This is a genomic window from Emticicia fluvialis (assembly GCF_024793945.1).
GTDB classification, from domain to species: Bacteria; Bacteroidota; Bacteroidia; order Cytophagales; family Spirosomataceae; genus Emticicia; species Emticicia fluvialis.
Window position 1 is genome coordinate 77,805 of sequence record NZ_JANUSD010000010.1, and the last position, 24,900, is coordinate 102,704.

Consider the following 24,900-nt stretch of genomic DNA (forward strand, 5'->3'; position numbering starts at 1 on the left):
GTTGCTGGGCAACAATTGGCATACTCCTGTGTCGATAGATGGTATAGTTTATATTAAGTTTGAATAGATACGTTTTAAAATACGACGGCAACTTACTCACAACCTTTCCCGCTGATCAGAATCGTGGTTCCTTTCACTTCATATTTGCCATTAATGGTTGCACAAATGATATCCAGCTTTGTATATAGCGGCTGGGCCGTTATATCTGCTGTAATCGGGCAATCATTCAGTTTTTCGTTTTCTAATACAATTTCAATTCCGTACACTTTTTTCAGCTTGTCAAGTACCTGGCTGATGGGTGTGTCGTCAAATTCAAATTTTTCAGGCTTGTTGTTGATGGGCTTTATCTGAGGTAAAGGCTTGGCAACCAGACCGGTTATAAAATGCTTTTCAACAGCAAAAAATGTAACCTTGTGGTTGGGTGTAAGTACTACACCCCTGTTCTGGTTGTCTGCTCTTTCTTTTTCGTACACCGAAACCTTGCCCGAAATCACTTCTACTTCGGTTTTTTGCTTGGCCTCTACGGTGCGTACATAGAAACTTGTACCCAAAACTTTGGTAACAAGTTTATCGGTAATTACATAAAATGGTTTGTCGGGATTTTTACTTACCTCAAACAGAGCTTCTCCCCTGAGGTTCACTTCCCTTTTAGTCGCAGCAAATTGTTTTGGATACTGTAGCTGGCTGTGTGGGCTTAGCGTTACGGTGCTTCCATCTTCCAGCTTAATTTTTACGGGCTTGGAAGAGGTGTTGTCCATTAATTGCATTTCATGGACAGAACTTTGTAAAGTTGATTTAGTAGCGGGATTGGAATGTGCGTTGATGTACCACCAGGCGCCTGCACCCAGTAAAATGGTAACAGAGGCGGCAATACTGAGGCGATAATTACGCCAGAAACTGATTGACGGCCGGGCTTCTGTTTCAAAAAGACCAGCTTCTATTTTTTGCCATAGTTTATATTCAAGTGCCTGCCACTCCTGCCCGGTGTAATTCTGTCTGGGTTCTTCATCAATGAGTTCATACCACTGCTCAACGAGTTGTGATTCTGATTCACTGCATTTCCCATCTAAGTACTTCTGAAGGAGCTGACTAAACGCTTTACGGCTTTTCATCTGAGCGTAATAGATTCTTTGTTTAATTACTATGTCGTATAAGCCCCCGATTAACCGCAAATAGTTTTGTAATTTCTATGAATAATACAACAAAAAAGGGGTTTTTATAAAAAGTTCTTTGATAAATTATATAAAATTTATGGTAAAACGGTGGAGTAAAATTCGGAAAAATGGCAAATGAAGAGGCAAATGAAAATGAAGGCAGGCATTTTACTTCAGAAAAAACAGCAGGCACCAGGTAAGAAACTCTTTCAGGTGTTCGCGCATGAATCGGAGCGACTGCGAAATGTGGTATTCAACAGTACGCTCAGGGATATTCAGCATTTCAACAATTTCGCGGGTACTTTTGCCTTCCAGGCGGTTCAGGCGGAAAATATGCCGGGTTTTCTCGGGCATTTGTTCCATTGCCTGCTGGATAGACTGCGACAGGTCATGATACGCAATGGTTTCTTCAAGGCTGTTTATTTCTTCGTTGCTTTCGGTGGCTGCATACGCGGCAAACTTTTCTTCCTGCAGTTGTTTTCTGATATGGCTGATAATCTGGTACTTAAGGGCAGTAAAAAGATAGGGCTCAAGGGTTTGAATCTGCACGGTGGCGCGTTTCTCCCACAGGTTAATGAAGATGTCCTGCACCAGCTCTTCCACAATTTCTCTGGCATACACTTTTCTTTGGGCTTTCTGAAATAACTTACGCCAGTAACGACGATAAATCTCTTCAAAAGCTTCCTTATCACCCAAAGTCAACAATTTTACCAGTATGTCGTCACCAATGCTTGCGTACTCCACCCTATGAGACTTTTAAAAGAACAAATATAGATTTATTAAGAAAAATAATAGCAGCAAACATGCAATTTTAAGACACATCAACAGATATGTATCGGTTTGTGTCAAAATATGAGCAATTGTATTACTGATTGGCTGAATCCTGAAACCACCCGGCATACATTACGTAGTTGTTGGCCGTACGCATGAAGACCTCTTCGAGTTCAGGCGAGACTGCTTTCAGGAATCTGGCCGGATTACCGGCATAAACAGAGTTAGGTGGTACGATGGTATTCTGGGTGATAATGGCTCCGGCGGCAATGATAGACCCTGTGCCTATAACGGCGCCGTCCATGATAATGGCTCCCATGCCAACCAGTACTTTGTCTTCAATGGTGCAGCCATGCACAATGGCATTGTGGGCAATGCTTACGTTATTGCCGATAATTGTTTTGGTTTTCTGGTAGGTGCAGTGTATAACGGCGCCGTCCTGGATATTCACCCTGTCGCCCATTACAATGGCGTTCACGTCGCCGCGCACAACGGCGTTAAACCATACGGTGCAGTCTTTGCCCATGGTAACATCGCCAACGATGGTGGCATTGGGCGAAAACCAACAATTATCGCCCCAGGTGGGGCTTACGCCTTTAACAGGTAAAATAGTAGCCATTATGATATAAAAAAGTGCCTGATTGAATGTCAGGCACAAAATTATACAAACGCTTCAATATTTAATGGATAAATTCTAATGTGGCACCGAACGTTTTTTTATCATGCCGCCTTTGGTGTCTTTGATGCTGGTCATGATAACAAATGCGTTGGGGTCTATCTTTTCAATTTCAAGGTTTAGTTTACTGACCTCCAGACGGGTAATAACGGTATAAACTATCTTCATATCGCCCTCGGTGTAGCCGGTTTTGCCAAAGCCTCTTTCACCTTTGTAAACGGTAACCCCACGGCCCATTTCTTCAATAATCATTTTTTTCATTTCCATGGGTTTCAGCGATATGATGGTTACACCGGTGTATTCTTCAATACCCTCAATTACAAAATCGACAGTTTTTGAAGCCGCCAGATAAGTAAGCATTGAGTAAAGCGCGGTTTCAATAGACAAAACATAGGCCGCCACCGAGAAAATAACCACGTTGATAAGCAGGATTACGTCTCCGATTGTAAGGCTGGTACGGCGGCTAAGGGTAATGGCCATTACCTCGGTGCCGTCAATAACGCCACCACCCCGCATGGCCATACCGATACCAAGACCAAGGAAGAAGCCGCCAAAAACGGATGTAAGCAATTTGTCGTGTGTGATTTCAGGATAAGGTATCAGGGCTACGGCCAAAGCAAGCGCAACAATGCCGAAAGCTGTTTTAATGGCAAATTCTTTACTGACAACCCTTAAGCCCAGAATAATAAACGGAATGTTGACAAGAACCAGAATGAGCGAAAGCGGGTAGTCGGTAACGGCCCGGATAAGGAGCGAAATACCTACTGCGCCACCATCGATGAAATCATTGGGTAACAGGAAGCCATCGAGGCCGAAACCGGCCGACAAAACCCCCAGAATGATGAGAAAAGAATCTTTAAATAAGCGGCGGATAGTAACTTTTACTTCGCGAATTTCTTTGGCTTGCTGGTATTTAGAGCGGTCGTTGTTTTTGCTGCCGTCGTCAATAAAAAATGACAAGAACAGATTAAGTAAGATTTTTGGAAGTCGGAGTAGAACATTTTCTTTTTCTTTGCGCATATATTATATATTTGGTGGTAAAAGCGAAGATACTCAATTGAGGGCGCTTAAGCAATTGAAGAAAATTAATAAATCCTTAAAAATCAGGCAGTTTACGATAAAAAACACCTATAAAATAGGCAAATTGAGCCATAAAGTCAATGCCCGATTTGTTAAAATTATGTTGTTTTAGTGCCACTGGCACTGGTTTTTCGTCTTTATATCATAAGCCCAAATTAAAAAGTATGGCTATTAAAAATTCAGGCAGGTTAATCTGTAAAAAACTAATGTTGGTTATGTTGATGTCTTTAATTGCACAGCAGATTTATGGCCAGAGCCGTTTCAGAGTGCTGGCCCTGGCAGAAAGCACCGGGCATCATATACACTATTCAGCCCGTGCCAAAGTCTGGCTGAACCAACTGGCAGCCGACAGCAGTTTTACCATTGACTAAATACAAAATACCGATACCATAGACGAGGATTTTCTGAGCCATTACCAGCTATTTATTCAGTTAGACTACCCACCTTATGGCTGGAGAGACAAGGCAGCAGCGGCATTTGTTAAGTATATAGAACAAGGCAAAGGCGGCTGGATTGGTTTCCATCATGCTACTTTGCTGGGTGAATTTGACGGCTACCCAATGTGGCAATGGTTTTCTGATTTTATGGGGGGCATCAGATACCAAAACTACATTGCCACATTTGTGGCCGGTGAGGTAAACATTGAAGACAAACAGCACCCAATTATGATGGGTGTGCCGGGTAACTTCAGAATCAAAAAAGAAGAATGGTACACCTACCATAAAAGCCCGAGAGCCAATGTACATGTAATAGCCAGTGTAGACGAAAACACATACACCCCCAACACCCCAATAAAAATGGGCGACCACCCGGTGATATGGACAAACCCAAACATGAAAGCCCGAAATGTCTACATCTTCATGGGCCACTCGCCCGAGTTGTTTGATAATGAAGCTTATAAGACCTTGTTTAAAAATGCTATTTTTTGGGGGGTTGAGCAGTGAGATGGTTTGATTCTGCTATTAAAGAAAAATTGGAAGTTTTGTTATTATTTTAAGACCGATTTATTTAAATGTCTACTAGTTTAAATTATTAATATTTTTATTGCAGTTTTAGCATATAGTTTAACCGTATTAGCATCTGAATATTTTAATCTGATAAAATTTTCTTACTTCCTAATTTATGTAAATTTTAAGTAACCCCTATTTACCAAATTAGTTTATTTTAAACAAATTCATTCTAATAGTATAATTTTTGAAGATTGATTGAATCAGAAATAATGTAAAAGAAGTATAAAGCGTAACAACACTGATTTTACCATTAAAAAGAAGTTTTGCACAATGTTTATTTGTTTGAATTTATTATAAAATAAAATGCTAAAAATAAATAAGATTATAATAAATGGAATAGGGCCAATTAAGAATTTGGAACTTTCATTTGATGACCATTTCAATATTATTTGTGGTCAGAATGGTATTGGAAAAACCACGATACTTGATTGTTTGGCTCAATCATTTACTCTTAACGTAATATCTGTAAAAAAAACAGCTAATATTTCGAAAGGCAAGTGGACTATTTCGGTATTAATAAATAACGAACAACATGAACGTTTATTTGATATATCTGCTTTTCATCCTAATGAGACACATATTTCAAATCCTGGATTTTATTACAACTCAAATGATGTTATTGTGTTTAAAACTCATAGAGATATACTTTATCAAAATTTAAAAACAATCAATACCGATGCGCAAAAGCAGATAGGTACATTTGCATCGGAAACCGTGAATGGTTCGGAAGTTAATGATTTAAAGAATTGGTTCGTTAATAGGCATCTTTGGTCTGCACATGAAAATCATTTAGATGAAAGTCAGATTAGAAATATTCATCTTGCGAGAGAATGCTTTAAGATTTTAAATTCGTCCATTTCTTTTAGTAAGGTTTTACCAAACTCCAATGACATTTTACTAAATACTCCTAACGGAGAAATTTATTTTGAATATTTGTCTTCTGGCTATAAATCGTGCATAGCAGTTTTAATGGGTCTCATTAAGGAAATAGAATTGAGGTATAAAAGCCCTAGTAAATTTATCAAAGATTTTGATGGTATTGTTTTTATTGATGAAATTGATTTGCATTTACATCCTGAATGGCAAGCAAGGATTTATGAATCTTTAAAAATTATTTTACCAAATGCTCAAATATTTACTACAACACATAGCCCACATATTATTCAAGTAGCAGAAGCCAAAGAAATTATTCCTTTGGCATTAGATGAAAACAACGAAGTAAAGTTGAATAGTATTATAAATCAAGATTATGGCTGTCAAGGTTGGACAGTTGAAGAAATATTAGCAGATGTAATGGGAATGTCCGAAACAAGAACCCTTACATATTTAAATGCAATATCAAATTTCAATCATGCAATTGATTCCGAAGACTTTGATGCTGCTAATGCACAATTTATGATATTGGATTCAATGCTGCATCCAGAAAACTCATTAAAAAAAATACTCAAAATTCAATTAACTGGTTTATCGAATAATGATTAAATTAGATAGAACTCAAAAACCTGTAGAGCTTACTCTTGAATTACAGCTTAAATTGACCAATGAATTTAAATCAACCGGAAAATCAGTCTGGAATTTAGATTTTATTAAAAATGCATTATTAACTCTTTCAAATGGAAAGTGTTGCTATTGTGAAACTAATATTAGGGAAGAAAGTAAATATTTAGAAGTAGAACATTTTCATCACAAGGAAACCTTTAAAGATGAGGTTTTGGATTGGGACAACTTGCTTCCTTCTTGCAAAAAGTGTAATGGAACAAAAAATGATCATAATACAAAGAATGAGCCAATAATAGACCCAACCAAAATTAACCCGAAGAATCATTTAAAATACTGGCGATATAGGGTTAAAGGATCAGATGAATTAGGAAAACTAACTGTGTCTGTATTAAATTTGAATGATCAAGACAGGTTAGTAAAAAAAAGATTTGAAATAGGAAATGCAATTCAAGAAAAATTAGAAGATTTAAATGAATTATTAGATGATTATATTAATGGTATTCAGTCCAGCACAAAAAGAAAAAATAGAATAGTTAATGGGATTAAAAATCTTATGAAGGAAGGTCTTCCTAGTGCAATATATTCGGCAACGTCGGCAACATTAATATTAACAGACATAGAGTTTTCATTAATAAGAAAAAAAATGCTAGAACTAGGATACTGGGACGCAGAATTGAACCAACTTCAAATAGATCTTTCTAAAATAGCATTGGACCTCGAAACGTAAGTTTGAAAGTAATTTAAAACCCTTCATTCGTAAGTCTTAAATTTGAATATAATATTTGCTTAGATTTTAATTGACACAGTTCAATTTACAGTCTCTTTCTATTCTATATTTGTGCGTCTCAAGTTTTACGGTAATAATTCCGATCAAGTAGTTCGCATACCCCAATAATGAAAACAATCCTAATAATAGACGATGAAGAAAAACTGAGAACCTTGCTGGCGCGTGTATTGCAGTCGGAAGGGTTTGAGGTGGTGGAGGCCGGTGATTGCCGGGGTGGATTGAAAAAACTGGAACAACAGGCGATTGACGTGGTGTTGTCGGACGTGAAGCTGCCCGATGGAAACGGGGTTGATTTACTGACCAGAATAAAAGCCTTGCATCCGCTGGTTGAGGTAATTTTGTTAACGGCTTACGGCAACATCAGCGATGGCGTGCAGGCCATGAAAAACGGCGCTTTTGATTATATAGTAAAGGGCGACGACAACGAGAAGATTATCCCGCTGCTGCACCGGGCTATTGAGAAAGTACAACTGCAAAAGAAAGTAAAAGACCTGGAAAAACGGGTGGGTGAAAAGTTTTCGTTTGATGCCATCATCGGAAAGTCGAAAGCCATTCAGCAGGCCATTGATTTAGCCAGAAAAGTAGCGCCTATAGATACCACCGTTTTACTGACAGGCGAAACCGGCACCGGTAAGGAAGTATTTGCACAGGGAATACACCAGGCCAGCCAGCGGGCGGGTAAAGCGTTTGTGATGCTCAATTGCAGCACTTTCAGCAAAGATATTATGGAAAGTGAGCTGTTCGGGCATAAGCAGGGGGCATTTACGGGGGCTATAAAAGATAAAAAAGGACTGATTGAGGAAGCCAACGGAGGGACGCTCCTGCTCGATGAAATTGGTGAAATGCCGCTGGAGCTACAGGCCAAATTGCTGAGGGTATTGGAAACCAGTGAATTTATTAAACTGGGCGACACCAAACCCACGAAATCAAATTTCAGGCTGATAGCAGCTACCAACCGCGACCTAAAGCAGGAATACGAAGCAAACCACTTCCGGTCAGACCTCTACTTCAGGCTCAATGTATTTGAAATTCACCTGCCACCCCTGCGCGAAAGGGTTAAAGACATTGATTTGCTGGCTGCTTATTTTATGCGCCAGTTTTCTGAAAAAACCAATAAACGTGTGGAGAAAATAGATGAGGAATGCCTGGAAAAACTGGAAAGTTACCAATGGGTGGGTAATATTCGTGAGCTGAAAAATATCATTGAACGTGCCGTAATTCTGGCAGATACCGACACCCTAACTGCCGATTTGTTACCTTTTGATGTTCAACAACCCCGCCAAACCAACAAAGGCACGTTATCGGCGTTTTCAATGGCCAGTGTAGAAAAACTACATATTCAGAAGGTATTAAACTATACCAAAGGCAACAAAGCCGAAACCGCCCGCCTGCTTGAAATCGGTATTGCAACGCTGTATAGGAAAATTGAAGAGTATGGTTTGTAGGCCTACTTCTTATATCAACCCCTTGTTACAGGCACCAACCCTCGTAAATAAAAAGAACCGCCAATAATACATAAAAGCTATGCAGCGAATGTACTGTCTTGAGGATATACATCCGGCGAGATTTTCAATACCCCTCCGCTGACTATGCCATATATGCCTAAGCATATCATTAAGATATTTAAAGAAGTTTTTGGTTGTGGTTGGTTTCATAATTAAGAATTTTCAATTCAAAAATATACTACCAACGAATTGAATAAATTGATTTAAATCATGCTAAGATTAAAATCAATTCACTAGAGTTTTTTATTCTTCTGTTGTTACTTTTTGGGCTGCAAAAAGTAACCAAAAAGCAGCCCATCATTCAAACTCGCACATTTAAAAATCTGATGTATCATCTCTCTTTATCAAGTTTTTTCACCCGATTTTTAACTGTGCTCAAACAGGAATGACGTAATAAGGTATCTAATTTTTAGTTGATATTCTTGACTCTGTGAAACTTCGTGCCATAACTCCGGGCAACTCCGTGGTTAATTAGCCATAATTAATTATATACCTCCATTTTGAGAAAAGCTTATCATTTTGATAGGCTTTTTTTGTTGGCACCGCCCCTTTACATAACAATAAACAACTCATTATCAATTACTTGCAAAATTTATTTACAATCAGGCACAAAGATTGGCATAAGGGTATCAGAACTAAATTAATAATACAATGGTAACGCTCATTTTAATCGTAGTTGGTGCAGCCCTGTTTGGGGTTTGCTATAAGTCTATCCACTTCTTTGAAAAAATCTAAAACCATGACAGCACTATTCATTTTATCGATGTTGGTTTTCGGATACCTGGTGTATGTATTGCTTAAACCTGAAAAATTCTGAATCTTATGAACACTGAAATATCAGGCATCATTGCCCTCTTTGTGGTTACGCTATTGCTGGCCATCCCTTTCGGAAAATACATTGCTCGGGTTTATTCGGGCGAAAAAACATTGCTAGACCCCGTTTTTAACCCCATCGAGAAACTTTTCTATCGTTTCAGCGGCATAGACGCCAACCGGGAAATGAACTGGAAAGAACACCTGACAGCCCTGTTGGGCATCAACTTTGTCTGGTTTTTTCTAAGCATGTTTTTGTTGATGAACCAGGGCTGGTTGCCGCTGAATCCTGACGGTAACCCGTCTATGTCGCCCGATTTGGCTTTTAATACGGCCATTTCTTTTATTGTCAACTGTAACCTGCAACACTATTCAGGCGAAACCGGGGTTTCTTATCTTACCCAATTAATAGGGTTAATGTACCTGCACTTTGTATCGGCTGCTACGGGTATGGCAGCGGGCGCGGTTCTGTTCAACGCCATGCGCGAACGCCAGGCCGATAAGCTGGGCAACTTTTATAACTATTTTCTGAAAAGCTGCACACGCATTTTGTTGCCGTTATCAATTGTTGTAGCCATCATTCTTACTTTCAATGGCACACCCATGACCTTTGAAGGAAAAGACACCATAACCACCTTACAGGGCGACTCGGTGCAGGTTTCAAGAGGCCCGGCGGCGGCTTTTGTGGCTATTAAGCACCTGGGCACCAATGGCGGGGGCTTCTTTGGGGCTAACTCGGCGCATCCTTTAGAAAACCCCAATTATTTTACCAACGCCGTTGAGATGGTATCGCAGATGATTATCCCTTTCGCATTCATTTTTGCATTGGGTTATTACCTGAAACGTAAAAAACTGGCCTGGAGCATCTTCGGCGTTATGACAGTTGGCTTTTTGTTGCTTACCATACCAACAGTAATTGCCGAAATACATGGCAGCCCGGCTATTCAGCACCTGGGCGTAGCACAACCAACCGGAAGCATGGAAGGCAAAGAAGTCAGGTTTGGTACAGCCGCATCAGGCTACTGGAGCATCGCCACCACGGTTATTTCAACAGGGTCGGTCAATAGCATGCACGACAGCAGCATGCCGCTTTCAGGCGCGATGCAGTTGCTGGCCATGATGGTAAACGCCTTTTATGGCGGTTGCGGGGTTGGCCTGCTTAACTACTACGTATTTATTATTCTGGGTGTGTTTATTTCCGGTCTGATGGTCGGCCGTACGCCTGAGTTTTTGGGCAAAAAAGTAGAGGCCAGAGAAGTAAAAATTGCGGCAGTTATTGCCATTCTGCACCCATTGCTTATACTGGCAGGTACGGCCATGGCCGCCTACTTTGCAGCCAATAACACGGCAATGGGCTGGTGGTTTAATGGCAACGCCACAGGCTGGCTCAACAACCCGGGGTATCATGGTTTTTCTGAAATGCTTTATGAATATACATCCAGCGCGGCCAATAACGGTAGCGGTTTTGAAGGCCTGGGCGACAATAACCCTTTCTGGAACATCAGCACCGGCATTGTGCTACTGCTGAGCAGATACCTGCCTATTATTGGCCCGGTGGCTATTGCAGGCCTGCTGGCTGGCAAAAAGTATATACCTGAAAGTGCCGGAACGCTTAAAACAGACACCTCGACTTTTGCTATTATGACCTTTGCCGTGATAGCCATCATTGCTGCGTTGTCGTTTTTCCCTGCTTTGGCTTTAGGGCCTTTGGCAGAACATTTTACGCTATTTAAATAATTAATCCAATGACCAGAAATAATAATATTTCATTGTTCGACCGCGAACTGGTAAAAGAAGCCATCGGGCAGTCGTTTATCAAACTCGATCCGCGTGTCATGTTCCGTAACCCTGTTATGTTTACGGTCGAAATCGGAACACTCATTATGTTGTTTGTTTGTATAGCCATCTTTTTTGGCGCAGCCAATCAGGGTAGCCTTACTTACAACATTATTGTTTTCCTGATTCTGCTGGCTACTTTGTTGTTTGCCAATTTTGCCGAAGCCCTGGCCGAAGCCAGAGGTAAAGCCCAAGCCAACAGCCTGCGCAAAACCCGCGAAGAAACACCAGCCAAACTGGTGCAAACGGTAGGCGAAATGTATCTGAACGAAATTCAGATTGTTCCGTCATCTCAACTCAAAAAAGGTGATGTGTTTGTATGCGAACCCGGAGACATTATACCAACCGATGGTGAGATTGTAGAAGGCCTGGCAACTATTGATGAAAGCGCCATTACGGGAGAATCAGCCCCGGTGATACGTGAAGCAGGTGGCGACAAAAGCAGTGTAACGGGTGGCACTAAGGTATTGTCAGACAAAATTAAGGTTTTGGTAAGCACCCAACCCGGCGAGAGTTTTCTTGATAAAATGATTGCGCTGGTAGAAGGTGCCAGCCGCCAGAAAACGCCGAATGAAATTGCCCTTACCATTCTGCTGGCGGCTTTCACGCTCATATTTATTATTGTGTGTGTTACGCTGAAACCCTTTGCCGATTACGCCCAGACACCCATCACCATAGCCGCGTTTATATCGCTCTTTGTTTGTCTGATACCCACTACCATCGGCGGGCTGCTGTCTGCCATCGGTATTGCCGGAATGGACAGGGCCCTTCGTGCCAATGTAATTACAAAGTCGGGCAAAGCCGTAGAAACCGCCGGAGACATTGACGTGCTGTTGCTTGATAAAACCGGTACCATTACCATTGGTAACCGTAAGGCCACACATTTTTATCCGGTAGCGGGCGTTGACGAACAGCATTTCGTTAAATCGGCTGTATTGAGTTCAATGGCCGATGAAACCCCCGAGGGAAAATCGATCATTGATCTGGCAGGTGTGAATCTGTCAACCTACAAAATCAGCCAGCCGGTTTTTATCAAATTTACTGCCGAAACACGTAGTTCAGGTATCGACTTTGAGGGAACAAGCATCCGCAAAGGCGCTTATGATTCTATTAAAAAGATGGTTGAAAAAGCCGGAAATGTGTTCCCTGCCGAAACGGCCGAACGCGTAAAGGTTATCTCAAGCAACGGTGGTACGCCGCTGGTAGTATCAGAAAACAACCAGGTGCTGGGGGTAATTGAGCTACAGGACATCATCAAGACCGGTATACAGGAACGTTTCGAACGCTTGCGCAAAATGGGTGTTAAAACGGTGATGGTAACCGGAGATAATCCTTTGACAGCCAAATACATTGCCGAAAAAGCAGGGGTGGACGATTTTATTGCCGAAGCCAAACCGGAAGACAAAATGCAGTATATCCGCAAGGAACAGCAGGCAGGCAAGCTGGTAGCCATGATGGGCGACGGCACCAACGATGCCCCAGCCCTGGCACAAGCAGATGTGGGCGTAGCCATGAACAGCGGTACACAGGCAGCCAAAGAAGCAGGTAACATGGTAGACCTTGACAACGACCCAACCAAACTGATTGAGATTGTAGAGATAGGCAAACAGTTGCTAATGACCCGTGGTACGTTAACTACCTTCTCTATCGCTAACGACGTAGCCAAGTATTTTGCCATTGTGCCGGCCTTATTTATTGCCACCATACCAGCCTTGCAGGGGCTAAACATCATGGGGCTGCATAGCCCTGAAAGCGCCATACTGTCGGCTGTTATTTTCAATGCCATCATCATTCCTTTGCTTATTCCATTGGCTTTGAAGGGCGTAGCCTATAAACCCATAGGTGCCAGCGCCATTCTTCGCCGCAACTTATTAATCTACGGTTTGGGTGGTATTATAGTGCCATTCATAGGCATCAAATTAATTGACCTGGCCGTTTCACTTTTTATCTGATACAATCATGAAAACCATATTTTCTGCCATACGTCTTACATTGATAAGCATGGTGTTATTCGCAGTCATTTATCCGCTTGTTATTACAGGTTTTGCACAATTAGCACCCAACAAAGGCAAGGGCGAAACCGTTACCGTTAACGGTAAAACAGTTGGCTACAAACTACTGGGGCAATCGTTTACAGCAGACAAATACTTCTGGAGCCGCCCGTCTGCTGTTGCCTATAACTCGGCTGGGTCTGCCGGTAGTAACAAAGGCTCAACCAATGCCGAATACCTGGCCACCGTACAAAGCCGCATAGATACGTTTATGGTGCATAATCCTGAGGTTAAGAAATCGGCCATCACTGCCGAAATGGTAACGGCATCAGGCAGCGGCCTTGACCCGGACATATCGCCTGAATCGGCCAGTATACAGGTAAAACGTATTGCCGCAGCAAGGCATATTGGCGAAGATAAGATTATCGCGCTGATTGAATCGCACACACAAAAACCATTGTTAGGCCTTTTCGGCCCTGAAGCCGTGAATGTTTTAGCGTTGAATGTGGCTTTAGATGAGTTGAAGTAACCCAATTTTTATTTAACCGCTGAGTTGCACAGAGTTAACCACGGAGTTGCAAAGAGTCTTTTCTCCGTGGCACTCCGTGCAAAACCCGGCGAAACTCCGTGGTAAAACAGGCCTTAGTGCAATGCTTAAACCAAAGAAAAGTACAACAAAATGAAAAAAATAATAGCAGCGGCATTGATGCTCATGGTTTTAAGAGCCCATGCACAAGAAAACAAACCACTCACTTTTTCGGGCTATGTAGAAACCTATTACAGTTATGATTTCAGCAAGCCCGGTAATCATGAAAAAGCGCCATTTTTTTATAACCACAACCGCCACAACGAACTAAACCTGAATCTGGGTTTGCTGAAAGCAGCTTATGCCACAGATAAAGTAAGAGCCAATGTGGGCATAATGGCGGGAACTTATGCGCAGTATAATATGGCGGCCGAGCAGGGGTTGCTAAAAAATGTATATGAAGCCAACGTGGGTGTAAAAGTATCGGGCAAAAACAACCTGTGGGTAGATGCGGGCATTATGCCGTCGCACATTGGTTTTGAGAGCGCCATCGGTAAAGACTCCTGGAACCTGACCAGAAGCCTGCTGGCCGAAAACTCGCCTTATTATGAATCTGGCGTACGGCTGTCTTATACCTCGGCCAATGAAAAATGGTATCTGGCCGGGTTGGTACTGAACGGCTGGCAGCGGATTCAGCGTGTGCCGGGTAACCAGACACCGGCTTTTGGTACGCAGATTACCTATAAGCCCAATAGTAATGTTACACTTAACTGGAGCAGCTATGCAGGCGATGAGCAACCCGATAGCCTACGCCGCTGGCGGTACTTCAATAACGTTTACGGGCAGTTTCAGATTAATAAAAAACTGGGTTTAATAACAGGGTTTGACTTCGGTATTGAGCAAAAAACAAACGGAAGCACCCGGTACAACCATTGGTTATCTCCTGTTCTGATTGTGCGCTATTCGGCCACCGACAAACTAAGGCTGGCTGCCCGTGCAGAGTATTATCAGGATAAAAACGGCGTGATAATTGCCACTGGTACAGCCAATGGTTTTCAGACGCTCGGTTACTCATTGAACATGGATTATGCACTGGCCAATAATCTTTTATGGCGCGTGGAAGGCCGCCTGCTTGATAGCAAAGACAGGATTTTTGATAATAAAAGTCAGGTAGTTTATTTAACCAGCGCTTTGTGTTTTAGTTTTTAAACATTTTAACCACGGAGGAACGCGGAGTTAAGGCACGGAGTATCACTGTGGAAAAATTCAGTGATACTCCGTGTAACCCTTCGTGCAAATCAGTGGTAAAACAAAATTACATCATGCCTAACAAAGAAGAGAACGTACAGCATTTTCTGGATTTAATCCGTAAGTCGCGGCAGGGGAAATTTAAAGTTTACATTGGTATGAGCGCCGGTGTAGGCAAGACTTTTCGTATGTTGCAAGAGGCCCATTCTTTGCTACGTAACGGCATTGATGTAAAAATTGGCTATATTGAAACCCATTTACGGAAAGAAACTCATGATTTGCTGGACGGCCTGCCGGTTATTCCGCGCCGGAAGATATTCTACAAAGGCAAAGAGCTGGAAGAACTGGACGTGCAGGCGGTTATTAATCTGCGGCCGGAGGTAGTAATAATAGACGAGCTGGCACATACCAATATTGAAGGCAGCAAGAACGAAAAACGCTGGCAGGATGTGCTGGAAGTATTGGAAGTAGGCATTAATGTAATAAGCGCTGTAAATATACAGCACATTGAGAGCCTGAACGAAGAAATAAAAGACATAACAGGCATTGAGGTAAAAGAGCGCATACCTGATAGTGTGCTACGGATGGCCGACGAGGTGGTGAACATAGACCTGACAGCCGATGAACTGATAACCCGCCTGAAAGAAGGGAAAATATACACGCCAGACAAAGTACCTATGGCGCTGAACAACTTCTTTAAGGCTGATCAAATTTTACAACTGCGCGAACTGGCACTGAAAGAAGTGGCCAGCCAGGTAGAAAGAAAAGTTGAAACCGAAATACCCAGAAGTACGGCCATACGCCACGAAAAATTTCTGGCCTGTATCAGCAGTAATGAAAAAACAGCTAAAAATGTAATCAGAAAAACTGCCCGGCTGGCCAGTTATTATAATAGCAAATGGTATGTTTTGTACGTACAGACTCCGAAAGAAAGCCCGGATAAAATAGCGCTCGACAAGCAGCGGCACCTGATTAACAACTTTAAGCTGGCCACACAATTGGGGGCAGAGATTATAAGGGTAGAAGACCGCAACATTGCCAAGTGCATTATGGAAGTGGCCGACCAAAGGCAGATTACCACCCTTTGCATAGGCAAGCCCCACCTGAACCTTTTTAACGTGATACTATCAACCAATATATTTAATGATTTGCTCAATAAATTATCGTTTGCAGAGGTAGATGTGGTGATATTGTCGTAAGCAAACCCCTAGCCCCTAAAGGGGGAAGAAACAGATTAGCAGAGCCGCATTGCATGCGGCTTCAGGGGTTTATGAGCACCAAAAAACGTATTTAAAAATACTCTAATACTCTATTAAAATAATAAATTTTGAAGAAAGCCACATGCCATGTGGCTCTACCAAAATTTGAAATTTATCAATCCAACATTGATATGAAAATAAGAACCAAACTGACCCTGGGTGTAGGCCTGCTTTTTATACTCATTACCCTGCTTACATTTGTAGGGGCGCGGTATATTAATGCCCTGAAAAATGATACAGAGAATATTCTGGAGGCCAATTACATTACCCTTGAGTATGCTCGTGATATGCTGATGGCCCTGGACGAAGTAACCGCAGACTCCACCGCCATGAATATACTTGAAGAGAACCTGGAAAAGCAACAGGCAAACATTACAGAAATTGGTGAACGAGAAGCCACCCGGCAATTACTTGGGCATTTTAAAATGTTGCAGGCCAACAGGGCTGAGGAGTCTGTTCATTTACTGATAAGAAAAGACATTGCAGAAATTATGCGCCTGAACATGGAGGCTATTCAGCGCAAAAGCAATGTGGCCAAGCAAACGGCAGCCTCAGCTACCATCTGGGTAGCTACTACGGGTACGCTTTGTTTTCTGATTGCGTTTACCTTACTCATTAACCTGCCCGGAAATATTGCTAACCCCATCAGGAAACTTACCGAGAGCATTAAGCTGATTGCAGCCAACGATTACTCGCAAAGGGTGTATTTTGAAGACCACAACGAGTTTGGAGAACTGGCGCTTTCGTTCAATACAATGGCCGAAAAACTGGAAGAATACAATAACAGTAATTTGTCGAAGCTGCTGTTTGAAAAAAAGCGGATTGAAACGCTTATCAACAACATGCACGACCCGGTAATTGGCCTGGATGAAAACAAAAAAATACTTTTTGCCAACGACGAGGCCCTGAAAGTAACCGGACTAAAACCCGAACAACTGATTGGCCAACAGGCACAGGATGTGTCTCTGATAAATGATTTACTGCGCTCGCTGGTAAAAGATCTGGTACTGACACTAAGCACCGATACCCAGAGCAAAAAGCAGCCCATCAAGATTTTTGCAGATAACAAAGAGAGCTATTTTGAAAAAGAAATAATTGATATTGCTATTGTGCCTACCGGCGAAAAAGAAAAACGGCAGATAGGCCACGTAATTGTGCTTAAAAACATCACGCCTTTCAAAGAGCTTGATTTTGCCAAAACCAATTTCATAGCCACCATCTCACATGAGCTGAAAACGCCTATTTCAAGTATCAAAATGAGCCTGCAATTATTAGAAAACCAACAAACAGGCGCCATTAATGAAGAACAAAAACAACTAATTGACAGCATAAAAGAAGATAGCCGCCGATTGCTGAAAATAACCGGAGAACTGCTCAATCTGTCGCAGGTAGAAACAGGGAATATCCAACTTAATATCCAGAAAAGTACGCCGTACGAAATACTGCATTATGCCACCGAGGCCGTAAAAACTCAGGCAGCTCAAAAGAAAATAGATATTCAGACCGAGGTGCCAGAAAACCTGCCCGCTGTAAAGGCCGACACCGAAAAAACTGCCTGGGTGCTGATTAACTTTCTGACCAACGCCATCAATTATTCACCGGAACAAAGCCGGATTACCATCAGAATCAATCAGACAGACACGCACGTTAATTTCTCGGTAAGCGACCAGGGCAAGGGCATCGAAAAACGCTACAAAGACAAGATTTTCGACAAGTACTTTCAGGTACCGGGCAGCAATAAATCTGGTACGGGGCTGGGGCTGGCCATCAGCAAAGAGTTTATTGAAGCCCAGAACGGCAGCATAGGTGTAGAAAGCGAAATTGGCATGGGCAGCACTTTCTATTTTAATCTGGCTGTGGTTGAGGGGTAGAACATTTCTACCGATACAGTGAATTAATTCGGTGAAGAAGTCACACAATTTCACCAATCAAACTGCTCATTATTCCCATACAATGTATATTTTTACAGCCTGTAATTCAACCCACATTGTATGAAATTCATCCTGCGTTTAATTGCCCTGGCTTTGGTATTACTGGCTGCCCGGGCAGAAAGTTTTGCTGCCAACCCTCCACAGGCATCCGGTTTAAAGTGCGAACACCTACCGAATCCTTTAGGAATTGATAATCCAAATCCACGATTTACCTGGTTATTGACAGACACCCGCAAGGGAGCCAAACAAACAGCCTATCAGGTATTGGTAGATACCGACTCCGCCAAAGTGGCTAATGGCACAGGTACTGAATGGGATACTAAAAAGGTGGTTTCAGGCCATGCACTGGCGGTTTATAAAGGCAAGGCCCTGCAACCTTTTACTAAATATTACTGGGCAGTTACGCTATGGGATAAAGACGGCCAAAAAACTACACAGGCAGTGGCAAGTTTTGAAATGGGCATGATAAACCAACAAAACTGGCGCGGTGCCTGGATAAGCGACACCCGCGACGTAAACCTGAAACCTGCCCCCTATTTCAGAAAAACTTTTGCAACAGACAAGAAAATAAAATCGGCACGGGCTTATGTAGCCGTGGCAGGTTTATATGAATTATACATTAACGGGCAGAAAATAGGCAACCATCGCCTTGACCCGATGTACACCCGTTTCGACCGTCGAACGCTCTATGTAACACATGATGTAACCGCCGCGCTGCAAAACGGTAAAAATGCCATTGGCGTGTTGCTGGGCAATGGCTGGTATAACCACCAGTCTACGGCCGTTTGGTATTTCCATGAAGCGCCGTGGAGAGGCAGACCCACTTTCTGCCTCGATTTACGGATTACCTATGACGACGGCACCACCGAGGTTATCTCTAGCGGCAAAGGCTGGAAAACAGCCCTGAGCCCTGTTATTTTTAACAGCATTTACACGGCTGAACATCAGGATGCCCGACTGGCACAGGACGGTTGGAACAAACCGGATTTTAACGATAAAGACTGGAAAGATGTCATTTTCAGAACATCTCCGTCTCAAAACATAGTAGCGCAGGCAATGGTTCCTGTAAGGAATGTGGAAGAGATTCCGGCAAAGAGTATGAAAAAACTGAATGACACAACCTACCTGTTTGATTTAGGCAGAAACATTTCAGGTGTCAGCCAATTAAAAATAAAAGGTGAAGCCGGAACGGTAGTAAGGCTGAAACACGCCGAACGACTGGGTGCCAATGGTTTCGCCGATATGTCGAACATTGATATTCACTACCGCCCTACAGATAATCAGGACCCTTTTCAGATAGATGTGTACACCCTTAGCGGCAAAGGCGAAGACACTTTTATGCCGCATTTCAACTACAAGGGTTTTCAGTATGTTGAGCTTACCTGCGCTAAACCGCTGCAATTGAGCAAAGGAAGCCTGACGGGCTATTTTATGCACAGCGATGTGCCACCTGCGGGCCAGGTAACAACCGCTAACCCAACCATGAACAAACTTTGGTGGGCAACTAATAATTCGTATCTGTCTAATCTTTTCGGGTACCCGACCGACTGCCCGCAACGAGAGAAAAACGGCTGGACGGGCGATGCACACATTGCCAGTGAAACCGGGCTGTATAATTTTGATGCCATTACGGTTTATGAAAAATGGCTGGCCGACCACCGCGACGAGCAGCAGGCCAACGGTGTTTTACCGTCAATCATCCCGACCGGTGGTTGGGGTTATGAGTGGGGCAACGGGCCAGACTGGACCAGCACCATTGCCATTATTCCCTGGAATATCTATTTGTTTTATGGCGACACCAAAATACTGGCAGATAACTACAGCCACATGAAACGCTACGTAGATTATATACAAACCATTGCACCCAAGCACCTGACCACCTGGGGCCTGGGCGACTGGGTACCTGTGAAATCAAAATCGCCGGTTGAGTTTACGTCATCAGTTTATTACTTTGTTGATGCCACCATCGTTGCCAAAACGGCTGCATTATTGGGTAAAACTGCCGATGCGGCTTATTACAGTAGCCTTGCAAAAAACATTAAGGATGCCATCAATGCCAAATACCTAAACCGCGAAAATGGAATCTATGGAAGCGGCGTACAAACCGAGCTGAGTGTACCGCTGCAATGGGGCATAGTGCCAGAAGACATGAAAGCCAAAGTAGCGGCCAATCTGGCTAAACGGGTACAGGCAGATGGTAGTCATATCGATGTGGGTTTACTCGGCACCAAAGCCATATTGAATGCGCTCAGTGAAAACGGCTATGCTGACCTGGCCTATGCGGTGGCGGCTCAGGAGACCTACCCCTCATGGGGTTGGTGGATAAAAAACGGCGCTACTACGCTTTATGAAAACTGGCCGATTGATGCAAAGTCTGACATATCTATGAACCACATTATGTTTGGTGAGATTGGCGCCTGGCTCTATAAAGCTTTAGGCGGCATTAAACCAGACGAAACCAAACCGGGTTTTAAAAATGTGCTGATTGAACCGCATTTTGTAAAAGACCTGACAAGCTTTGCGGCCAGTCATGACGGCCCGCAGGGAAGAATAACTTCGGCATGGAAAAGGACAGACAAGGGTATTGAATACCGGTTGGTGATTCCGGCCAATAGCACAGCTACTTTAAAACTGCATTTGCCAGATGGCAAACAATTGTATGAAAACGGGAAGATTGTAAAAGCGATAATGAAGGCTCAAACCATTACATTGGCTAACGTGGTGGCTGGTGAGTATTTATTTGAGATAAGGTAAAATTTTAGTGAGTAAAAAGGTTGTAAGGGTTATTTGCTACCATATATTCACTTTTATGGTTTGATTCATAAGAATCAAAAAACAAGTATTCTTCAATATGATGCCTTATAATCCCGTAGGGATGGTATATCGGTAGAATAATAATGTTGTGTAAGAAATTGTAGCCCTGTAGGGTCGGTATATTATTATATCGTCCCTACAGGACTTTGCTCGTTTTATGGCTTTAATTTCTACTGATATACCATCCCTACGGGATAAAAAACAGTACAACATGAAGAAATAAAGACTGAATCTAGTCAATCATCTTATTATATATTGACTTACAAATTTGTCTAACTTACTATCTACTGCAAGTGCTTTTCTGTTACTTAAACCTGTAAGCCAGACTAAAACTCACCATTGGCCATAGCTTGTCAAGCGGCTTGGGTAATACGTCTGTAAGGGCATCTTTGCTAAACTGCACGGCTTCTCCTGATGCGTAATCGCTGGTAACATTGTATTTGCCCTGATAAACCGCCCCCACTTCAAATTTAAAACTAACCCTGCGCTTAGGCATGGCTCGGCCCAGCCCAATGCCAAAATAAGGCTTTACCTGCTCGCCCATTGTAAGCAGCGCATCAAAATACCCGGTTTTGGGGTCAGGGTTTATCACAATATCCCCAAATTCAAACTTTTCAGACGCGTAGCCTTCCATCTTTATGGTGTTTTTACCTATATAAGCGCCACCCGTAAAGCTGAAAACACCGTTTTTCCACGGATAAAAATCAAGTAGTATTTTGGCATTCGGAAACTTAAGATTAAAAGACTTAACCTCAGCCTCTAAATCTTTACCCATATACTCCACATCCATTTTCAAATCCTCCGGTTTGTAGGTATAGGTGGCGTAGTCAAACCCAGCCCGAAGCACCCAATGCGGATACACCCGGGTAATAACAGACCCGCCCACGCCGTATGTACCGGCATTAATGCCTATAGCCCAGGCGGTAAAGAATTTTTTACCGGGTGCGGCAGTATTTACCGTGTCCTGCCCGAAAGCAACCGTTGCCATGCCAAAAAACAGCAGACCAAGCGTAAATTTTTTGTTCATATTTTCTTTTGTTATGTTAATTTGTCCTGATAACCAGTATTGCGTATAGTATCATCGGGCATTCTATTGCTAACCTATCCTGCGTGAGAGAAAACAAATCAGGGTATCCGGGGTTATACAATTGGCTGAACCAATCATTTAACCAAAAATTTTTATTAAAAAAACGAAGGCTGAATGAGATTCCTGATAAATTTAACCCATGAAAAGCAGTAGCCGGGTTAACCATCAGCAACCCAAATATATTGGTTATTAGGGCTAATGCCAAATATAATTTAACTGTGCAGGCACCGGTAACAAATTGCCAACCGGTATGCTGTAAACTTCGAAAATCACACTTACTGAAACCACCAAATCCGGATACGGATAAATGCTTACAATTATGAAAAAAACAGTTCCTGTTTATCTTCAAAACATCGATTCTCTTTTTGAATTATTCAAAACCTCAAAAAAAGGCCTGACCGATGCTGAGGTAAAACACCGGCAGCAAAAAGAGGGCTACAACGAATTGCAGGAAAAAAAACGAATGCCCCCCTGGCTTTTATTTCTTAATCAGTTTAAAGATTTCATGATTCTGGTGCTGGCAGTGGCGGCGGTGCTGTCAGGCATTTTTGGCGATGTGGCCGACACCGTTATCATCTTTGTGATTATCATACTGAATGCAGTGGTAGGATTTATTCAGGAATACCGGGCCGAAAAAGCAATGGAAGCACTGAAAAAAATGAGTGTAACACAAACACAGGTGATACGTGGTGGCGAAACGAGCGTGATAGAGTCGAAGGAACTGGTGCCGGGTGATATTGTGCAACTGGAAGCCGGAAATGTGGTACCGGCAGATATACGTCTTTTTGAGGTAAATGCGCTGCGCATTGATGAATCGTCACTAACGGGCGAGTCTGTTGCAGTAGACAAAGTTAATAATGAACTACACGAAGAAAATATCTCTTTAGGCGACCAGCTCAACATGGCTTTTAAAGGTACGCTGGTTACCAACGGCACCGCCGAAGGACTGGTAATTGGCACAGGCATGCAAACCGAACTGGGCAAAATTGCAGGTCTGTTGCAGGCAAAAGAAGCCATTACCCCTCTTCAGGCTCGTATGACAACCTTCGGCAAAAATCTGTCATATATTATACTGGGTATATGTGTGGTGCTTTTTTTGTCTGGTCTGCTACGGGGTGAAGACCCCTTCAGTATCCTGCTTTTGTCGGTTAGCCTGGCAGTGGCGGCTATACCCGAGGCCTTACCGGCTTTAATAACAGTAGCCCTATCAAGGGGGGCATCCAGGCTGGCCAGGCAGCATGTGCTGGTGCGTAAATTACCCGCCGTGGAAACCCTGGGGTCGGTTACGTTTATATGCAGTGATAAAACCGGAACCCTGACCCAAAACAAAATGCACCTGACAGAAAAGCATGAACAGCCCATAGAAACACCGGAAGACGGGGTATCAATGCTGAAACTGGGTATGCTGCTGAACCATGAGGTGAAGTTTGAGAAGACCGACAAGCCCATTGGTGAAGCAACCGAACTTGCCCTGACAAGCCATATCATTGAAGACCTGGGTTTCAAGAAATACCACTCGCTTTTTAAAAAATATAAGCGGGTAGGCGCTATTCCGTTCGACTCAGAGCGCAAGTGCATGACTACTATTCATCAGTACGGCGATAAGTTTCTGGTCATAAGTAAAGGTGCCAGCGAGGCCATAACTGATATTATAAGTGGTACGAAAGATGATGCGCTCATCAGCCGTATTTCGGAAGAATGGGCGGCGCGTGGCATACGCGTATTGGCCTATGCCTACCGCATACTTGATAGCCTGCCGCCACAGATTAACCCCGAAAATGTAGAAAAAGACCTGATTTTTGCCGGATTAACAGGCCTGGTAGACCCACCGCGCGAAGAAGCGAAAGCGGCCATTGCCCTGTGTAAATCGGCAGGTATAAAACCTGTCATGATTACCGGCGACCACCCCGCCACCGCCCAGGCCATAGCCAGAGAAATTGGCATTCTCGACGAAGACGAACTGGCCCTGACAGGCGTGGAACTGGAGAAATTATCGGAAAGCAAATTTAAAGCGCAGGTAGAAAAGATAGCGGTGTATGCCCGGGTATCGCCAGACCAGAAACTCAGGATTGTAAAAGCCTTGCAGGCTAAAGGCCATTTTGCCGCCATGACCGGTGATGGCGTGAACGATGCCCCCTCCTTACGAGCTGCTAATATTGGCATTGCTATGGGTATTAATGGTACCGATGTAAGCAAAGAAGCAGCCCACATGATATTGCTCGACGATAATTTTGCCACCATTGTAAAAGCCATTAAAGAAGGCAGGCGGATATTTGATAACATCAGGAAGTTTGTGAAATATATAATGACCTGTAACAGCGCCGAAATACTGGTGATAGCCGTGGCTCCGTTTCTGGGTCTGCCAAACCCCTTACTGCCCATCCATATACTATGGATCAACCTGGTTACTGATGGATTACCGGCTCTGGCACTGGCCAATGAAAAAGCCGAGGCTAATATCATGAAGAGACCACCGCGCGAACCTGACCAGAGCCTGTTTGCCGATGGTGTAGGGTATCATATTGTATGGATGGGCATTCTGATGGCCGGCATAACACTGGGGGCAGAAGCCTGGGCAACCAACCAAAAATTGGAACACTGGCAAACGATGGTATTTACGGTATTGAGTCTGTCTCAATTGGGGCATGTTATTGGTATCAGAACCGAACGACCAGTTTTTCAGCAAAGGGGTTGGTTTACTAATCTGCCGTTGATAGGCTCGGTTTTGCTTACTTTAATATTGCAGTTGGCCGTAGTGTACGTGCCATTTATGAACAAGGCCTTTAAAACCCAACCTTTATCGTGGCAGGAACTGGGAATCTGTGTCTTAATGGCCTTTGGTGTTTTTGCAGCCGTTGAAGCTGAAAAACTGGTAAAGATGTTGTTTAGGAAACGTCAAAATTTATGAACTT

At 43.0% G+C, this 24,900-nt stretch carries 19 protein-coding genes; 14 read left to right on the forward strand and 5 right to left on the reverse strand.

The window, feature by feature from the left end:
• Window positions 1-92: 92 nt before the first annotated feature.
• The 4 genes from NZ848_RS13000 to NZ848_RS13015 all read right to left on the reverse strand — a co-directional run bounded on the left by NZ848_RS13000 (window position 93) and on the right by NZ848_RS13015 (window position 3,621).
• Window positions 93-1,112: a FecR family protein gene (locus NZ848_RS13000; protein WP_259015812.1), complete on the reverse strand. Its 1,020-nt coding sequence runs from the start codon at window positions 1,110-1,112 to the stop codon at window positions 93-95.
• Between the two features lie 210 nt (window positions 1,113-1,322).
• Window positions 1,323-1,898 carry an RNA polymerase sigma-70 factor gene (locus NZ848_RS13005; RefSeq protein WP_259015813.1) on the reverse strand — a complete coding sequence of 192 codons (576 nt, stop codon included), beginning with the start codon at window positions 1,896-1,898 and terminating at the stop codon, window positions 1,323-1,325.
• A gap of 121 nt (window positions 1,899-2,019) precedes the next feature.
• The gene (locus NZ848_RS13010; RefSeq protein ID WP_101726094.1) at window positions 2,020-2,544 is read right to left on the reverse strand and encodes a gamma carbonic anhydrase family protein; all 525 of its coding nucleotides are present in this window, start codon (window positions 2,542-2,544) and stop codon (window positions 2,020-2,022) included.
• 75 nt (window positions 2,545-2,619) lie between these two features.
• Complete coding sequence (locus NZ848_RS13015; protein ID WP_101726095.1) at window positions 2,620-3,621, reverse strand: YitT family protein; 1,002 nt, start codon at window positions 3,619-3,621, stop codon at window positions 2,620-2,622.
• A 224-nt stretch (window positions 3,622-3,845) separates the two neighbouring features.
• On the opposite strand from NZ848_RS13015, the gene NZ848_RS13020 reads away from it, so the two are divergent.
• The 13 genes from NZ848_RS13020 (at window position 3,846) to NZ848_RS13080 (ending at window position 20,841) form a co-directional block, all read left to right on the forward strand.
• Complete coding sequence (locus NZ848_RS13020; protein WP_259015814.1) at window positions 3,846-4,052, forward strand: hypothetical protein; 207 nt, start codon at window positions 3,846-3,848, stop codon at window positions 4,050-4,052.
• Between the two features lie 18 nt (window positions 4,053-4,070).
• Window positions 4,071-4,625: a ThuA domain-containing protein gene (locus tag NZ848_RS13025; RefSeq protein WP_259015927.1), complete on the forward strand. Its 555-nt coding sequence runs from the start codon at window positions 4,071-4,073 to the stop codon at window positions 4,623-4,625.
• A gap of 369 nt (window positions 4,626-4,994) precedes the next feature.
• On the forward strand, window positions 4,995-6,173 hold the full coding sequence (locus NZ848_RS13030; RefSeq protein WP_259015815.1) for an AAA family ATPase: 1,179 nt from the start codon (window positions 4,995-4,997) through the stop codon (window positions 6,171-6,173).
• Entirely contained in the window at window positions 6,166-6,918 is a 753-nt protein-coding gene (locus NZ848_RS13035) for an HNH endonuclease (protein ID WP_259015816.1), read from the forward strand. Before NZ848_RS13030 ends, NZ848_RS13035 begins: the two co-directional genes overlap by 8 nt.
• Window positions 6,919-7,085: 167 nt before the next feature.
• Window positions 7,086-8,423, forward strand: a complete 1,338-nt coding sequence (locus tag NZ848_RS13040; protein ID WP_259015817.1) for a sigma-54-dependent transcriptional regulator — start codon at window positions 7,086-7,088, stop codon at window positions 8,421-8,423.
• Between the two features lie 799 nt (window positions 8,424-9,222).
• Window positions 9,223-9,300 carry a K(+)-transporting ATPase subunit F gene (gene kdpF / locus NZ848_RS13045; RefSeq protein ID WP_259015929.1) on the forward strand — a complete coding sequence of 26 codons (78 nt, stop codon included), beginning with the start codon at window positions 9,223-9,225 and terminating at the stop codon, window positions 9,298-9,300.
• A 5-nt stretch (window positions 9,301-9,305) separates the two neighbouring features.
• A complete protein-coding gene (gene kdpA / locus NZ848_RS13050; RefSeq protein WP_259015818.1) occupies window positions 9,306-11,033 on the forward strand; it encodes a potassium-transporting ATPase subunit KdpA in 1,728 nt (575 codons plus the stop codon).
• Between the two features lie 8 nt (window positions 11,034-11,041).
• Complete coding sequence (kdpB, locus tag NZ848_RS13055) at window positions 11,042-13,084, forward strand: potassium-transporting ATPase subunit KdpB (protein WP_259015819.1); 2,043 nt, start codon at window positions 11,042-11,044, stop codon at window positions 13,082-13,084.
• A gap of 7 nt (window positions 13,085-13,091) precedes the next feature.
• Window positions 13,092-13,652: a K(+)-transporting ATPase subunit C gene (locus tag NZ848_RS13060; RefSeq protein WP_259015820.1), complete on the forward strand. Its 561-nt coding sequence runs from the start codon at window positions 13,092-13,094 to the stop codon at window positions 13,650-13,652.
• 150 nt (window positions 13,653-13,802) lie between these two features.
• Window positions 13,803-14,858 (forward strand): porin, encoded by a 1,056-nt coding sequence (locus NZ848_RS13065; RefSeq protein WP_259015821.1) that lies wholly within the window; start codon window positions 13,803-13,805, stop codon window positions 14,856-14,858.
• 113 nt (window positions 14,859-14,971) lie between these two features.
• A complete protein-coding gene (locus NZ848_RS13070) occupies window positions 14,972-16,096 on the forward strand; it encodes a sensor protein KdpD (protein WP_259015822.1) in 1,125 nt (374 codons plus the stop codon).
• Between the two features lie 191 nt (window positions 16,097-16,287).
• Complete coding sequence (locus NZ848_RS13075) at window positions 16,288-18,027, forward strand: cell wall metabolism sensor histidine kinase WalK (RefSeq protein ID WP_259015823.1); 1,740 nt, start codon at window positions 16,288-16,290, stop codon at window positions 18,025-18,027.
• A gap of 120 nt (window positions 18,028-18,147) precedes the next feature.
• Complete coding sequence (locus NZ848_RS13080; protein ID WP_259015824.1) at window positions 18,148-20,841, forward strand: alpha-L-rhamnosidase; 2,694 nt, start codon at window positions 18,148-18,150, stop codon at window positions 20,839-20,841.
• Window positions 20,842-21,205: 364 nt separating this feature from the next.
• On the opposite strand, the gene NZ848_RS13085 is transcribed toward NZ848_RS13080, so the two are convergent.
• Window positions 21,206-21,928 (reverse strand): hypothetical protein, encoded by a 723-nt coding sequence (locus NZ848_RS13085; RefSeq protein ID WP_259015825.1) that lies wholly within the window; start codon window positions 21,926-21,928, stop codon window positions 21,206-21,208.
• A gap of 379 nt (window positions 21,929-22,307) precedes the next feature.
• Between NZ848_RS13085 and NZ848_RS13090 the strand changes: the two genes are divergently transcribed.
• On the forward strand, window positions 22,308-24,896 hold the full coding sequence (locus NZ848_RS13090; RefSeq protein ID WP_259015826.1) for a cation-translocating P-type ATPase: 2,589 nt from the start codon (window positions 22,308-22,310) through the stop codon (window positions 24,894-24,896).
• The last annotated feature ends 4 nt before the right edge of the window (window positions 24,897-24,900 follow it).

Excerpts from the sequence above, each read along its gene's own strand:
- NZ848_RS13000 (WP_259015812.1), bottom strand. The coding sequence starts at position 1,112 with ATGAAAAGCCGTAAAGCGTTTAGTCAGCTCCTTCAGAAGTACTTAGAT.
- NZ848_RS13010 (WP_101726094.1), bottom strand. The coding sequence starts at position 2,544 with ATGGCTACTATTTTACCTGTTAAAGGCGTAAGCCCCACCTGGGGCGAT.
- NZ848_RS13015 (WP_101726095.1), bottom strand. The coding sequence starts at position 3,621 with ATGCGCAAAGAAAAAGAAAATGTTCTACTCCGACTTCCAAAAATCTTA.
- NZ848_RS13020 (WP_259015814.1), top strand. The coding sequence starts at position 3,846 with ATGGCTATTAAAAATTCAGGCAGGTTAATCTGTAAAAAACTAATGTTG.
- NZ848_RS13030 (WP_259015815.1), top strand. The coding sequence starts at position 4,995 with ATGCTAAAAATAAATAAGATTATAATAAATGGAATAGGGCCAATTAAG.
- NZ848_RS13035 (WP_259015816.1), top strand. The coding sequence starts at position 6,166 with ATGATTAAATTAGATAGAACTCAAAAACCTGTAGAGCTTACTCTTGAA.
- NZ848_RS13040 (WP_259015817.1), top strand. The coding sequence starts at position 7,086 with ATGAAAACAATCCTAATAATAGACGATGAAGAAAAACTGAGAACCTTG.
- kdpF (WP_259015929.1), top strand. The coding sequence starts at position 9,223 with ATGACAGCACTATTCATTTTATCGATGTTGGTTTTCGGATACCTGGTG.
- kdpA (WP_259015818.1), top strand. The coding sequence starts at position 9,306 with ATGAACACTGAAATATCAGGCATCATTGCCCTCTTTGTGGTTACGCTA.
- kdpB (WP_259015819.1), top strand. The coding sequence starts at position 11,042 with ATGACCAGAAATAATAATATTTCATTGTTCGACCGCGAACTGGTAAAA.
- NZ848_RS13060 (WP_259015820.1), top strand. The coding sequence starts at position 13,092 with ATGAAAACCATATTTTCTGCCATACGTCTTACATTGATAAGCATGGTG.
- NZ848_RS13065 (WP_259015821.1), top strand. The coding sequence starts at position 13,803 with ATGAAAAAAATAATAGCAGCGGCATTGATGCTCATGGTTTTAAGAGCC.
- NZ848_RS13070 (WP_259015822.1), top strand. The coding sequence starts at position 14,972 with ATGCCTAACAAAGAAGAGAACGTACAGCATTTTCTGGATTTAATCCGT.
- NZ848_RS13075 (WP_259015823.1), top strand. The coding sequence starts at position 16,288 with ATGAAAATAAGAACCAAACTGACCCTGGGTGTAGGCCTGCTTTTTATA.
- NZ848_RS13080 (WP_259015824.1), top strand. The coding sequence starts at position 18,148 with ATGAAATTCATCCTGCGTTTAATTGCCCTGGCTTTGGTATTACTGGCT.
- NZ848_RS13085 (WP_259015825.1), bottom strand. The coding sequence starts at position 21,928 with ATGAACAAAAAATTTACGCTTGGTCTGCTGTTTTTTGGCATGGCAACG.
- NZ848_RS13090 (WP_259015826.1), top strand. The coding sequence starts at position 22,308 with ATGAAAAAAACAGTTCCTGTTTATCTTCAAAACATCGATTCTCTTTTT.